Annotated in this window: 10 protein-coding genes, 1 rRNA gene, 1 pseudogene and 1 riboswitch; of the genes and pseudogenes, 3 read left to right on the top strand and 9 right to left on the bottom strand. The window is 54.5% G+C overall.

Annotation, left to right across the window (positions count from 1 at the left end; genetic code table 11):
* The 3 genes from KCR01S_RS17885 to btuB all read right to left on the bottom strand — a co-directional run.
* Nucleotides 1-473, bottom strand: a 16S ribosomal RNA gene (locus KCR01S_RS17885); the annotation flags it as partial.
* 379 nt (nucleotides 474-852) lie between these two features.
* Nucleotides 853-1,710, bottom strand: a complete 858-nt coding sequence (gene murI / locus KCR01S_RS17880) for a glutamate racemase (RefSeq protein ID WP_061284444.1) — start codon at nucleotides 1,708-1,710, stop codon at nucleotides 853-855.
* Nucleotides 1,655-3,538 carry a TonB-dependent vitamin B12 receptor BtuB gene (gene btuB / locus KCR01S_RS17875; protein WP_061284443.1) on the bottom strand — a complete coding sequence of 628 codons (1,884 nt, stop codon included), beginning with the start codon at nucleotides 3,536-3,538 and terminating at the stop codon, nucleotides 1,655-1,657. Before btuB ends, murI begins: the two co-directional genes overlap by 56 nt.
* A gap of 65 nt (nucleotides 3,539-3,603) precedes the next feature.
* Nucleotides 3,604-3,791: riboswitch (cobalamin riboswitch) on the bottom strand.
* Nucleotides 3,792-3,904: 113 nt separating this feature from the next.
* Here btuB and trmA point away from each other — a divergent pair.
* Nucleotides 3,905-5,005 carry a tRNA (uridine(54)-C5)-methyltransferase TrmA gene (gene trmA, locus KCR01S_RS17870; RefSeq protein WP_061284442.1) on the top strand — a complete coding sequence of 367 codons (1,101 nt, stop codon included), beginning with the start codon at nucleotides 3,905-3,907 and terminating at the stop codon, nucleotides 5,003-5,005.
* 45 nt (nucleotides 5,006-5,050) lie between these two features.
* Here the strand turns inward: trmA and KCR01S_RS17865 are convergent, their stop codons facing one another.
* Entirely contained in the window at nucleotides 5,051-5,410 is a 360-nt protein-coding gene (locus KCR01S_RS17865; protein ID WP_061284441.1) for a YijD family membrane protein, read from the bottom strand.
* A 15-nt stretch (nucleotides 5,411-5,425) separates the two neighbouring features.
* A pseudogene (gene fabR, locus KCR01S_RS17860) lies at nucleotides 5,426-6,060 on the bottom strand (HTH-type transcriptional repressor FabR).
* A 197-nt stretch (nucleotides 6,061-6,257) separates the two neighbouring features.
* Between fabR and sthA the strand changes: the two are divergent.
* Entirely contained in the window at nucleotides 6,258-7,658 is a 1,401-nt protein-coding gene (gene sthA, locus KCR01S_RS17855) for a Si-specific NAD(P)(+) transhydrogenase (RefSeq protein ID WP_061284439.1), read from the top strand.
* On the opposite strand, the gene oxyR is transcribed toward sthA, so the two are convergent.
* The 4 genes from oxyR to argC all read right to left on the bottom strand — a co-directional run bounded on the left by oxyR (nucleotide 7,641) and on the right by argC (nucleotide 12,111).
* Nucleotides 7,641-8,558 carry a DNA-binding transcriptional regulator OxyR gene (gene oxyR, locus KCR01S_RS17850; RefSeq protein WP_052285752.1) on the bottom strand — a complete coding sequence of 306 codons (918 nt, stop codon included), beginning with the start codon at nucleotides 8,556-8,558 and terminating at the stop codon, nucleotides 7,641-7,643. The genes sthA and oxyR overlap by 18 nt on opposite strands.
* Nucleotides 8,559-8,834: 276 nt before the next feature.
* On the bottom strand, nucleotides 8,835-10,208 hold the full coding sequence (argH, locus tag KCR01S_RS17845; RefSeq protein ID WP_061284438.1) for an argininosuccinate lyase: 1,374 nt from the start codon (nucleotides 10,206-10,208) through the stop codon (nucleotides 8,835-8,837).
* Nucleotides 10,209-10,320: 112 nt separating this feature from the next.
* Nucleotides 10,321-11,094 (bottom strand): acetylglutamate kinase, encoded by a 774-nt coding sequence (argB, locus tag KCR01S_RS17840; protein WP_061284437.1) that lies wholly within the window; start codon nucleotides 11,092-11,094, stop codon nucleotides 10,321-10,323.
* A 12-nt stretch (nucleotides 11,095-11,106) separates the two neighbouring features.
* Entirely contained in the window at nucleotides 11,107-12,111 is a 1,005-nt protein-coding gene (gene argC, locus KCR01S_RS17835; protein WP_061284436.1) for an N-acetyl-gamma-glutamyl-phosphate reductase, read from the bottom strand.
* 153 nt (nucleotides 12,112-12,264) lie between these two features.
* On the opposite strand from argC, the gene argE reads away from it, so the two are divergent.
* Nucleotides 12,265-13,416, top strand: a complete 1,152-nt coding sequence (gene argE, locus KCR01S_RS17830; RefSeq protein ID WP_061284435.1) for an acetylornithine deacetylase — start codon at nucleotides 12,265-12,267, stop codon at nucleotides 13,414-13,416.
* Nucleotides 13,417-13,559 lie beyond the last annotated feature (143 nt).

Genomic DNA, 13,559 nt, shown 5'->3' with positions numbered 1-13,559 from the left:
CTAAGATTATTAACCTTAATGCCTTCCTCCTCGCTGAAAGTACTTTACAACCCGAAGGCCTTCTTCATACACGCGGCATGGCTGCATCAGGCTTGCGCCCATTGTGCAATATTCCCCACTGCTGCCTCCCGTAGGAGTCTGGACCGTGTCTCAGTTCCAGTGTGGCTGGTCATCCTCTCAGACCAGCTAGGGATCGTCGCCTAGGTGAGCCATTACCCCACCTACTAGCTAATCCCATCTGGGCACATCCGATGGTGTGAGGCCCGAAGGTCCCCCACTTTGGTCTTGCGACGTTATGCGGTATTAGCTACCGTTTCCAGTAGTTATCCCCCTCCATCGGGCAGTTTCCCAGACATTACTCACCCGTCCGCCACTCGTCACCCAAGAGCAAGCTCTCTGTGTTACCGTTCGACTTGCATGTGTTAGGCCTGCCGCCAGCGTTCAATCTGAGCCATGATCAAACTCTTCAATTTAAAAGTGTTTGATGCTCAATGAATTAAACTTCGTAATGAATTACGTATGTTCACTCGTTGAGACTTGGTATTCATTTTTCGTCTTGCGACGTTAAGAATCCATGTCACTTTGAGTGCCCACACAGATTGTCTGATAAATTGTTAAAGAGCAGTGCCGCTTCGCTTTCTCAGCGGCGCGGGATGTGCATATTACGCTTTCCCGCCTTAGAGTCAAGCATTTAATTTCGCTTTTCTCTGTCGAAGTTCTCAGGAGAACCTCGCTGACCCGGCGGCTTGTTTGCCGTTGTTCCGTGTCAGTGGTGGCGCATTATAGGGAGTTCTGAGACGTTGACAACCCCTGTTTTAAAAAAACTTTTCAACCGCCTCTTTTTTGCTCAATTCAGGCCGAAACAGGCAGTTTTTCGAGCGTTTCAAAGCCATAACGCTGTAAAACGGGTAAAAGTTGCTCAATCTCATTCGTTAACGCCATGCAATAAGCCTGATTCGCGTCGCTGGATTTTGCATCCGGTGCTTCATGTTCAAGTAGCCAGGCAGTGCGACGGGCAATTGCCGCGCCAGAATCAACCAAGCGCGTTCCTTCCGGCAGCACCTGCAAAAGCTCCTCTTGTAATAGAGGGAAATGGGTGCAACCCAGAACAACGGTATCCGGCGGCTCTTGCATACGCAGCCATGGGCGCAGAATACGACGCAGCTCTTCCAGCGAAACCGGTTCACCGTGCAGCTTCGCTTCCGCCAGCTCGACCAGCTCGGCGGAACCCAGCATTTCGATTTTGCATTCATCCGCAAAGCGGGCGATCAGCTCGTGTGTATAAGGACGCTTGACCGTTCCCCGCGTTGCCAGCAGACCAATAATACGGTTGGCCGACAGACGCGCCGCCGGTTTGATGGCTGGCACGACGCCAACAACCGGGAAAGCGAACTTCTCACGTAGCGCCGGCAGCGATACCGTGCTTGCCGTATTACAGGCGATAACTGCAAGCGCTAATGGATAGCGTTGCTGTACGGCGGTGACAATTTCAAGGACGCGTTCAACGATAAACTCTTCGCTCTTTTCCCCATACGGGAAAGCGACATTATCGAAAGCGTAGATGTAATGGAGATCCGGCAGAAGGTGACGGATCTCATCGTAGACCGACAACCCACCGACCCCGGAGTCGAAGACCAGGACGGTGGGACGTGGTTTAGAAGGTGTAGCTGCCAGACAAGGTGTATTCCCGTCCTGCAGTTTGGTAGCCATATGCTGTCTCGTAATCTTTATCGAACAGGTTGGCGATTTTACCACGAACTGTCAGGTGTGAGGTGACCGGATATGACAATCCGATATCCCAAAGACTCACACCGCCCACTTTAACCCGACTAGAGGTGTTTGTTGTCTCGTCATAGTCGTTGTCATAACGTTGACCCATATATTGGTACGCAATATTCCAACCGAGATTGTAAACCTGCCCGGTTACCTCATACTTCACCTGCTGTTTCGCACGGCGGGCAAGAACCTGATTGGTTTCATCGTCACGCGGATCAACATACTGCAACGTCAGGTGGTGTTCTACCGGGCCAGTTGTCATGTTCCCGGTCCACTCCAGACCTTTGATGGTGGCCGACTTCACGTTGACATACTGGTTGAAAGTGCCCGTAGTCTTATAATCGATCAGATTTTGAATTTCATAGTGGTACGCTGAAATCTTCCAATCCAGCGGTCCCGTAATCCCATCAATTCCCGCTTCCCACTGTTTAGACTCTTCCGGTTTCAGATTCGGGTTTGCTGCAATACCTGAATAATATTGCGATGCATAACGCGTTGCACCGAATTGCTGCCCCAGAGACGGCGCGAGGAAACTGGTACCATAAGAAAGCGTTGCACGGTAACCATCAACAAATTCCCAACCTGCAGCCGTCTGCCACGTACCGTGCCAGCCAAACTGTTCATCGTGGTCTTCACGACCCGATGCTTCTAGCGTGACGGTATCGATCTGCTGCTGCCCGGTCAGGTAAAGACCCGTGGTATCACGTTTATAAACATCAGAATTCGTTGTGCTGCTGGATGTCAGCTTTTCCTGTTTCCAGTCAACACCGCCGCTAATCGCGCCGTGTCCGACCTCAACGCTGTTACCCCATTGGATGTAACGCTGCTCCATGTTATCCAGTGTGGCACTACCCGCATAGCGGCCAAGGTTGCTACTGTAGTTGTAGTTTTTAAGGTGCTGATAATTTGCGATAAGCTGAGTAGAGTAGATATCTGAGTTATAACGCAGCCCCGTGTCCCAGGATTGATTATAGTTCTGGCCTTCATCATTACCTTCAGGAGACCCATATTTCGTATCCTGATCGTAATCATTGTTTGCCGTATATCCGTAGCCGCGGAAGAACCCAGAGAGGCTATCGTCGAACTTGTGTTGCACAGCTCCCCAGAACAGCTTGTTGCGATAACCATCGCGGTCGCTATCACCGCTATAAGGAGAATCCGGTATAACGTTAAAGCCTTTGGTCGTCTGGTAAGCGCCAGCCGCCGTCACCAACGTGTCACCAAAACGTTTATTTACCGCACCGTCATAAGTCTGATAGCCATTCGATCCCATTCCGGCATTAATCTGCGCACGTTCATCATCGCTCATGGTTATGATGTTAACTACACCGCCAATCGCCCCGGAACCATAAACAGCCGAGCGTGGTCCGCGGATGTATTCGATACGCTGCACCAGGGATACCGGAATCTGGCCAATATCAATCGCATTGCCAATGCCGGCGCGCGCCATTGGTACCCCATCAATGAGCACCAGCACGTGACGAGACTCAGTGCCACGGATATACAGAGAAGAGCTATTTCCCATGCCGCCGGTTTGAGAGATATCCACACCCGGTAGACGGCGCATCACATCGTTGAGATCTTTTGACTGCCAGCGTTGAATATCATCACGCGTCACGACATCAGTCGGCGCCAGAACGCTATTCACCGGTTGTTGAAAACGGTTGGCGGTAACGACCAGCGTGTCTGAATTGCTATCCTGCGCCCAGCCGGAAAATGCCGTGACGGATAACGCCGTCATCAGCGAAACTTTTTTAATCATTTTAAAAGCATCCGAAATAGATAAAGGATGCCGCAGGCTTTATCAGTTGCTCGCGACGATAAAACCTCATGCGACGTCATCCGGCAGGTCTTCGGGCTTGGAGGCTATATAAAAGAGAGGATGATTTCCCACGACAAGCCGCAGTGTCTGCACCAAGTGCGCTCCCCTCTCACCTTCCTTACCGCTGCGCGTCAGCCCCAGATTTACACTGGGTTCCCTTTTAACTCACAGGACCGGTACGCGAATGCTACATTTAGTTACATACGGATGTCCAGACTGCTATTTATCATTTTAACCCGCGTGAGGCTGGACATCCCCTGAACAAGCCCTACAATCCCCGCGTACTTTTACTATTCAGGATGCATCATGACCCCCGAACATCTCCCAACCGATCAGTACGACGCTCAGCTCGCCGAGAAAGTCACTCGCCTGAAAACGATGATGGCGCCGTTTAGCGCACCTGCGCCGGAGGTGTTTCGCTCACCGGTCAGCCACTACCGGATGCGTGCGGAATTCCGCATCTGGCACGACGGCGATGATCTCTACCATATTATGTTTGACCAGCAGACCAAGAGCCGCATTCGCGTCGATGCGTTCCCGGCTGCCAGCCAGCTTATCAATACGCTGATGACCGCCATGCTCGACGGCGTCCGCGATAATCAGGTGCTGCGTCACAAGCTGTTCCAGATTGACTACCTCACCACTCTGAGCGATCAGGCGGTGGTCTCACTGCTGTACCATAAAAAACTCGATGACGCCTGGCGCGAACAGGCCGAAGCGCTACGCGATGCGCTGCGTGCGAAAGGCTTAAACGTGCACCTGATTGGCCGCGCGACCAAAACCAAAATCGAGCTGGATCAGGACTATATTGATGAGCGCCTGCCGGTTGCTGGCAAAGAGATGATCTACCGCCAGGTCGAGAACAGTTTCACCCAGCCCAATGCGGCGATGAACGTTCAGATGTTGGAATGGGCGCTGGATACCACACAGAATTCACGTGGCGATCTGCTGGAGCTTTACTGTGGTAACGGCAACTTCTCGCTGGCGCTGGCGCGCAACTTTAACCGCGTGCTGGCGACCGAAATCGCCAAACCCTCGGTTGCTGCCGCCCAGTACAACATTGCTGCTAACCAGATCGACAACGTGCAAATTATTCGCATGGCGGCGGAAGAGTTTACTCAGGCGATGAACGGCGTGCGGGAATTTAACCGTTTGCAGGGTATCGATTTGAAAAGCTACCAGTGTGAGACGATTTTTGTCGATCCGCCGCGCAGCGGGCTGGATAGCGAAACCGAGAAGATGGTGCAGGCCTACCCGAACATCCTGTACATCTCCTGTAACCCGGAGACGCTGTGCCAGAACCTGGAAACATTAAGCCAGACGCATCATGTCACTCGCCTGGCGCTGTTCGATCAGTTCCCGTACACCCACCACATGGAATGCGGCGTACTGCTGACGAAGAAGTAATATCATCACGGGCCCGGTCAGCATCGCGCTACCGGGCCCACAATCTTACTCCGAAATCCCCTGCTTACGGTTACGCATCCGATAGCCAATCCAGAAGACCATCGCTACCGACAATACCGCCGGGAAGAAGTTAGAGCCGATATCCGGGTATTCCGCCCGTACCACGGTGCTATAAAGCAACACGCCCAGGATAAAGCAGGCGGCTGACAGGCCGGGTAATCCGACCGGCATCGTGCGGTTTTGATAGCGTTGATGCAGACAATACACCGTCAGCACCAGAGAAATTATCGGAAAGTCGGAGAAAGGGACGATGGAGCTGAACAGCGCTGCAAACGTGCCGTTAATTGATAAGCCAGCCAACAGCGCCAGCAGCAGCGTACCTTTATCTTGACCTGACTGTTTCATTGCTCGTCTACCACCTTATTCGGAATGACGTGACTTTTCTCTTGTTCGCGGCGGTACCAGTAGTATGCGCCTTTGGAAATCATCCGTAACTGCAGCACCAGCCGCTCTTCCAGCTGCCGACGCTGCTCGAGGCCAACATCTAAAGCCTCCGCTCCCGCGCTAAATACGATAGTAACCATCGCCTCCGCCTGTGCTTCAGTAAACGCACGAGGCATATGGTTTTCGATTTCGAGATAGTCAGCAAGTTCCGCAATAAAGTGCTGAATCTCGCGGGCGACTGCCGCTCGAAATGCCGCAGAGGTGCCGGAACGCTCGCGCAGCAGCAGGCGAAAGGCGTTCGGGTTATTGCCGATAAATTCCATAAAGGTTGAAACAGAGGTACGAATAACGCTGCCACCTTTGGCAATACGTTGGCGAGCCTGACGCATCAATTGGCGGAGCATCAGGCCGCTCTCATCAACCATCGTCAGCCCAAGTTCATCGACATCACGGAAATGGCGATAAAAGGACGTTGGCGCAATGCCCGCCTCACGCGCGACTTCACGCAGACTCAGGCTGGCAAAACTACGCTCGGCGCTGAGTTGACTGAATGCCGCTTCCACCAGCGAACGCCGGGTTTTTTCTTTTTGTTGCGCTCTAACACCCATCACGATAACTGAATCCTTCCATATGCCGTGCTGGCACTATACCAGAGATTAAAACGATTCCACTTACGCAGCTTTGTTAATGATTGTTTACATGCTATTTATGCTATTTCGTATGAAAAAAGCCCAACGATAATTGGGTTATTTCTTCGATGATGTTATGATTCTGTTGCTTTTATGTATAAGAACAGGTAAGCCTTACCATGCCACATTCCTACGATTATGATGCAGTCATTATTGGTTCCGGCCCCGGCGGCGAAGGCGCTGCTATGGGTTTGGTGAAGCAAGGAGCCCACGTCGCCGTTATTGAGCGTTACCATAATGTCGGCGGCGGCTGTACCCACTGGGGCACAATCCCGTCCAAAGCCCTTCGCCACGCCGTCAGCCGTATTATCGAATTCAACCAGAACCCTCTCTACAGCGACCACAGCCGACTCCTCCGTTCCTCATTTGCCGACATCCTGAATCACGCTGATAGCGTGATTAATCAGCAGACGCGTATGCGTCAGGGCTTTTACGAGCGTAACCACTGTGAAATGCTGCAGGGCGACGCCCATTTTGTCGATGATCACACCATCGCCCTGAAATGCCCGGACGGTTCGGTCGAAACGTTGACCGCCGAGAAGTTCGTGATTGCCTGCGGCTCCCGTCCGTATCGCCCGGCAGACGTCGACTTTAATCATCCACGCATTTATGACAGCGACTCTATCCTCAGCCTGCACCATGAACCTCGCCACGTGATTATCTATGGCGCAGGGGTGATCGGCTGCGAATACGCCTCTATCTTCCGTGGCATGGACGTGAAAGTTGATCTCATCAACACCCGCGACCGTCTACTGGCATTCCTCGATCAGGAGATGTCAGATTCGCTTTCCTATCACTTCTGGAACAGCGGGGTGGTGATTCGCCACAACGAAGAATACGAGAAGATTGAAGGCGTAGACGATGGCGTCATCATGCACCTGAAATCCGGCAAAAAACTCAAAGCCGACTGCCTGCTGTTTGCCAACGGCCGTACCGGCAACACCGAATCGCTGGCGCTGGAAAACATTGGCCTGCAGGCCGACAGCCGTGGTCAGTTGAAGGTGAATAGCCTCTATCAGACCGCGCTGCCGCACGTCTATGCCGTCGGTGACGTTATCGGCTACCCGAGCCTTGCGTCCGCCGCCTATGACCAGGGCCGTATCGCCGCGCAGGCACTGATGAAAGGTGAAGCATCTGGGCATCTGATTGAAGATATCCCAACCGGGATCTACACCATTCCAGAAATCAGTTCAGTCGGGAAAACCGAGCAGCAGCTAACCGCAATGAAAGTGCCGTATGAAGTGGGTCGTGCGCAGTTTAAACACCTGGCGCGAGCGCAAATCGTCGGTATGAGCGTAGGAACCCTGAAGATCCTGTTCCATCGGGAAACCAAGGAAATCCTCGGGATTCACTGCTTTGGCGAGCGCGCGGCCGAAATTATTCATATCGGCCAGGCGATTATGGAGCAGAAAGGCGGTGGTAACACCATTGAGTACTTCGTTAACACCACCTTTAACTACCCGACCATGGCGGAAGCCTACCGGGTAGCCGCGCTGAACGGCTTAAATCGCCTTTTTTAGCGCTTTGTCGAAATGGCCGTCCATCGTTTCACGGACGGCCTCTGCCAGCTGCTCATAGCGGCTGCGCAGCGGCGATCCTGGTCGATAGACCAGACCCACGGTACGACGCGGTTCCGGCTTAATACACGGCAGATACACGACGCCATCGCGCTTGCGTTCCTGCGGTACCGCTAGCGCTGGCAGCAAAGTAATGCCGCTCCCCGCCGCCACCATATTACGCAGCGTCTCCAGACTGGTTGCCCGGAAATGGGTATCTTCATCCGCGCCCGCCTCAAAGCAGAAGCCCATCGCCTGATCGCGCAAGCAGTGGCCATCTTCCAGCATCAGCAGCTTTTCACCGGCCAGATCCGACATCGGCACGCGATCGCGCTCGGCCCACGGGTGATCCTCATAGATCGCCAGCAGCATCGGTTCGTCATACAGCGGAACTTCGATAAATGCCTCGCTTTCCTTCACCAGCGCCAGAATCACGCAGTCCAGCTTACCGCTGTCGAGTTGCGCCAGCAGCTGATGGGTTTGCGCTTCGTGCAGATACATTTCCAGCTTCGGGAACGTTTGGTGCAGTATCGGGATAATATGAGGCAATAGATACGGGCCAACGGTTGGAATCAGGCCGATATGCAGCGGGCCGGACATCGTCTCCCCCTGCTGGCTTGCCATTTCCTTAAGCACTTTGACCTCGCGTAACACGGTACGCGCCTGGTCCACCAGCAGCAGCCCCGCTTGGGTAAACAGCACTTTGCGGCTAGTCCGTTCCAGCAGCATCACGCCCAGTTCATCTTCCAGTTTACGAATCTGCCCGCTCAGGGTTGGCTGACTGACATGGCAGGAATCTGCCGCCCGGCGGAAGTGCCGATGTTCAGCCAATGCCACCAGGTATTCAAGATCGCGAATATTCATTATTCTTCCTCCATCGCCACGATAGCCCATGGCGATAGATAGAATAGCAATGAATGATTATCCCTATCAAGGATTCTGTTTAATAATACAGCACAGAAACAGGTGACCCTCGTTTAACCCTTGAAGTCGTCACACTGATTCGGAGTTTCTCTCAAACTCGACTAACAAAAGCCAACATGAACGTTTGCGGGCCCCGTGGCCCGCTTTTTTTGCGCGTAAAAAACCCGGCGTCGCTGCGCTCGGCCGGGCTCAATCATCTCTTATTCGTGCTGAAAGTTAGCTCAGACGCGCCTGCGCATCGCGAATGGCCTGCGCCACCTGCTGCGGCGACACGCCGCCTTTGGCCGCACGTTTATCCAAGCAGGATTGCAGCGACAGGATCGGATAGACATCATCGCCAATCACCGCACTGAATTTCTGCAGGTCAGCCAGCGCCAGCTCTTCCAGCGGCTTGCCTTGGGCAATCGCTTCAACCACCACCTCACCCACGATATGGTGCGCTTCGCGGAACGGAACGCCTTTCGCGACCAGATAGTCCGCCAGTTCAGTGGCATTGGCATAGCCTTGCTGTGCCGCTTCCTGACAGCGAGGACGTTTCACCTGGATACCGTCCAGCACCAGCGCCGCCATATGCAGACAGTCCATCCAGGTATCCAGCGCATCGAAGACCCCTTCTTTGTCTTCCTGCATATCTTTGTTGTAGGCCAGCGGTAGGCCTTTCAGCGTCATCATCATGCCGGTCAACGCGCCCTGCACGCGGCCGCATTTGCCACGAATAAGCTCGAGCGCATCCGGGTTTTTCTTCTGCGGCATCAGCGAAGAGCCGGAGGTCACGCGGTCGGAAAGCTCAACGAAACCGGCCTCGCCGGTATTAAAGAAGATCAGATCTTCGGCGAAGCGCGACAGATGCACCATACCAATAGAAGCATTGGAGAGCAGTTCCAGCACGTGGTCACGGTCAGAAACGCTATCGAGGCTATTACGGGTCGCGGAGGCAAAGCCCAGCCAGCCGGCCAGCTGTTCACGGTCAATCTCATACGCAGTACCCGCCAACGCACCGCAGCCCAGCGGGCTCACGTCGAGACGCTTGAGGGTATCGTGCAGACGGCTTTCATCACGCGCCAGCATCTCAACGTAGGCCAGGCACCAGTGAGCAAAAGTCACCGGCTGCGCACGCTGCAGATGGGTATAACCCGGCATTACCGCATCCTGGTTGGCCTGCGCGGTCTCCACCAGCGCGCTTTGCAGCTGACGGTTTGCCACCAGCAGTTCAGCCACGGTGTCTTTACACCACAGTTTGAGATCGGTAGCGACCTGATCGTTACGGCTACGGCCGGTGTGCAGTTTTTTGCCCAACTGGCCGACTTTATCGATAAGCTTCCCTTCCACCCAGCTATGGATATCTTCAGCATCGCTTTGCAAAATCTGCTGCGGGTTTGCACGCACCTCTTCCAACAGCACGCTCAGAGCGTCTTCCAACTGATTCTGTTCCTGCTCGGTCAGTACGCCAACGGTGACCAGCGCTTTAGACCAGGCGACAGAACCGACGATATCCTGCTCAGCCAGGCGATAGTCAAAGCGCAAAGAGTCATTGAACTGTTTGAACCGCTGATCCGCTGCCTGAGTAAAACGCCCGCCCCAAAGTGCCATAACAAATTTCCTTAAATTCTTCGATTTCACTGCCGGATGGCGCTGCGCTCATCCGGCCTACAGGTTCTGTTCCGGTCGCCGGAAGGCATCGCCGCCCTCTGGCACCTAAACATTAAGCCAGAATACGCGTGCCGATTGGCGTGCCGTTAAACAGCGCTGGCAGCTGCTCGGCGTGGCGCCAGGAGGCAATATCGACCGGGCGGCCCAAAGTACGTGCCGCATCAAGCGCCGCATTCACCTTCACAATCATGCCGTCGGTAATAATTCCCTGGTCGATCAGCTGTTCGGCTTTCGCCGCCGTCATCTCAGCAATACGCTGCCCTTTGCCATCCAGAATGCCGCTGACGTCGGAGAGCAGGATCAGGTCCGCACCCAGCGTAGCAGCCAGCGCGGTTGCTGCCTGGTCAGCGTTGACGTTCATCAACTGCCCCTCGGCGGTTACGCCGATGGAGCTCACCACCGGCAGGAACCCGCCTTCCAGCAGCAGGTTAATCAGCTTCGGTGAGCCAGGCTGCGCCAGACCTACGTGGCCCAGCTCTTCATCCAGCTTGGTCACCTGCACGCTGTCGCCATCGCCCAGGAACAGACCAACAGAGGCAATGTCATGCTTCTTCGCCCACGCCAGCAGCGTTTTGTTGGCGGTTCCCGCCAGCGCACCGGTAATGATGTCAATCTGATCGGCAGGCGTAACGCGCAGGCCATTTTTCTTTTTCACCGGCAGGTTAAGCTGTTTCATCAGCTCATCCACCACGCAGCCGCCGCCGTGGACAATCACCAGCGGGCGCTGATGCGATTCGCGATAGTTCACCAGCGCGGTAAACAGACGCTCCAGCGCTTCTTCGCTATCCAATAACACGCCGCCCAGTTTGATAATTAATGGATTCATCGTCATCACACCTTAGATAAGAGACTGCGTCTCAGCGAAGCCGAAACGGATATTGGCGCACTGCACGGCCTGTGCGGCAGCACCTTTTAATAAGTTGTCCTCGGTCGCCACCACGATCAGGTGTTCACCCTGAACGGCAAAACCGATATCACAGAACGGCAGGCCAACCACGTTTTTCAGCGCTGGCACACCTTTTTCGTATAAACGGACCATTGGCTTGTCGGCGTAGGCTTGCTGCAGCGTCTCGGTCACCTGCGCATGCGTGACGCCCGGCTTCAGACGGCAGGTAATGGTTTCCAGAATACCGCGCGGGAAGTTGCCCAGATGCGGAGTGAAAATCACCTCGGCCCCCAGATGGCTGGCAATTTCCGGCTGATGGCGATGGGTAAACACGCCGTACGGCTGCAGGCTCACTTCGCAGAAGCTATTGGAGATCGCCGCTTTACGCCCCGCGCCGCTCACGCCGGAGGTGGCGTTGATCACCGGCCACTGATTGAGATCCAGCAAATCGCCGTCGATCAGCGGTTTTAGCGACAGCTGCGCCGCCGTTGGATAACAGCCCGGAACCGCAATCAGCTTCGCCTCTTTCAGCGCGTCGGCGCTCCACTCGGCAAGGCCATACACCGCCTGCGCCAGCAGCTCCGGGTACTGATGAGTAAAGCCGTAATATTTTTCGTAGAAGGCGCCGTCGTTCACGCGGAACGCACCGGACAGGTCGAATACCACGCAGCCCGCGGCCAAAAACTGCGGTGCCAGATCGTGGCTGACTTCATGGGCGGTAGCGAGGAACACCACGTCCACTCCCGCGCTGAATTCACTGATGTCGGACATCGGCTGCAACGGCAGGTCGACAATGCCTTTTAGCTGTGGATGCAAATCAGAGATTAGCTTTCCCGCATCATTGCTTTGCGCTGAGACCGTCAAAGCGGTTATGTTCATATGAGGATGGCGATTTACATAGGTCACAAGTTCCGCGCCAGCATAACCGCTCGCGCCCACAATCAGCGTATTAAACATCGGTGCAGTTCACCTTCTTATGTCTGTTTGCCTGATTAAGCGTAATCACTTCACCCTACAGTTGGTGGGTTTTCTTACGCCTAATGATAATGTATTTTTATTCACAAATACTGCATGAATATTGATACTATCACGACCCGAGGTGTGTCAACAATGAAAAACAATTTACCCCCATTTATCGAGATTTACCGTGCGTTGATCGCCACCCCGTCCATCAGCGCAACCGAAGAAGCGCTCGATCAGAGCAATGCGTCTTTAATCACTCTGCTCGCCGATTGGTTTGCCTCTTTGGGCTTCAAGGTCGAGGTGCAGCCAGTCCCTGGTACTCGCAATAAATTTAACCTGCTCGCCAGCACCGGTCACGGTGCGGGCGGTCTGCTGCTGGCGGGCCATACGGATACCGTCCCATTCGATGACGGCCGTTGGACGCGCGATCCCTTCACTCTCACCGAACATGACAACAAGCTCTACGGTTTGGGTACCGCCGATATGAAAGGCTTCTTTGCGTTTATCCTCGACGCCCTGCGTGATGTCGATGTGACGACGCTGAAAAAGCCGCTCTATATCCTGGCCACCGCCGATGAAGAGACCAGCATGGCCGGCGCACGCTACTTTGCCGAATCCACCGAACTGCGCCCGGACTGCGCGATTATTGGCGAACCAACATCATTGCAGCCGGTACGCGCCCACAAAGGCCATATGTCTAACGCCATTCGCGTGCTCGGCCAGTCCGGCCACTCCAGCGACCCGGCGCGCGGCGTTAACGCGATAGAAATCATGCACGACGCCATTGGCAGGGTGATGCAGCTGCGCGACTCGCTGAAAGAGCGCTATCACTATGACGCCTTCACCGTGCCGTACCCGACGCTCAACCTGGGTAGCCTCCACGGCGGCGATGCCTCCAACCGCATTTGCGCCTGCTGCGAGTTGCACATGGATATTCGCCCGCTGCCGGGCATGACGCTCAACGACCTTAACGGCCTGCTGGATGAAGCGCTGGAACCGGTTAGTGCACAGTGGCCTGGCCGTTTGACCATCAGCGAACTGCATCCGCCGATTCCGGGTTATGAATGCCCGCCGGATCACCAGCTGGTTGCAGTGCTGGAAAAACTGCTCGGCACCAAAACTGAAGTCGTTAACTACTGCACCGAAGCGCCGTTTATTCAGAACCTGTGTCCGACCATCGTCTTAGGTCCTGGCTCAATTAACCAGGCGCACCAGCCGGACGAGTACCTCGAGACCCGCTTTATTAAACCGACACGCGAATTAATTTCTCAGGTCGTCCATCACTTCTGTTGGCATTAATCTGTTCTGCCCGGTAGCCGAAGGTTCCCGGGCAAAACAGCGCGCAGCCCGCCCCCCACTCGCCCTCACGGCACCGTCTATTCCCGCGATCTCCTTCACATTTTCATAAGCATTTCTTATCTGGCAGGAAGCAAATTAAATTT

The organism is Kluyvera cryocrescens NBRC 102467, from assembly GCF_001571285.1.
In the GTDB taxonomy this organism is placed as follows: domain Bacteria; phylum Pseudomonadota; class Gammaproteobacteria; order Enterobacterales; family Enterobacteriaceae; genus Kluyvera; species Kluyvera cryocrescens.
Note: the sequence above shows the minus strand (reverse complement) of the source record. Positions and strands in the feature narration are given on the sequence as shown.

What these genes read in the sequence shown, in the direction of transcription:
- oxyR (WP_052285752.1), bottom strand. Translation starts at nt 8,558, where the DNA reads ATGAATATTCGCGATCTTGAATACCTGGTGGCATTGGCTGAACATCGG.
- argH (WP_061284438.1), bottom strand. Translation starts at nt 10,208, where the DNA reads ATGGCACTTTGGGGCGGGCGTTTTACTCAGGCAGCGGATCAGCGGTTC.
- btuB (WP_061284443.1), bottom strand. Translation starts at nt 3,538, where the DNA reads ATGATTAAAAAAGTTTCGCTGATGACGGCGTTATCCGTCACGGCATTT.
- murI (WP_061284444.1), bottom strand. Translation starts at nt 1,710, where the DNA reads ATGGCTACCAAACTGCAGGACGGGAATACACCTTGTCTGGCAGCTACA.
- argB (WP_061284437.1), bottom strand. Translation starts at nt 11,094, where the DNA reads ATGAATCCATTAATTATCAAACTGGGCGGCGTGTTATTGGATAGCGAA.
- sthA (WP_061284439.1), top strand. Translation starts at nt 6,258, where the DNA reads ATGCCACATTCCTACGATTATGATGCAGTCATTATTGGTTCCGGCCCC.
- KCR01S_RS17865 (WP_061284441.1), bottom strand. Translation starts at nt 5,410, where the DNA reads ATGAAACAGTCAGGTCAAGATAAAGGTACGCTGCTGCTGGCGCTGTTG.
- argE (WP_061284435.1), top strand. Translation starts at nt 12,265, where the DNA reads ATGAAAAACAATTTACCCCCATTTATCGAGATTTACCGTGCGTTGATC.
- argC (WP_061284436.1), bottom strand. Translation starts at nt 12,111, where the DNA reads ATGTTTAATACGCTGATTGTGGGCGCGAGCGGTTATGCTGGCGCGGAA.
- trmA (WP_061284442.1), top strand. Translation starts at nt 3,905, where the DNA reads ATGACCCCCGAACATCTCCCAACCGATCAGTACGACGCTCAGCTCGCC.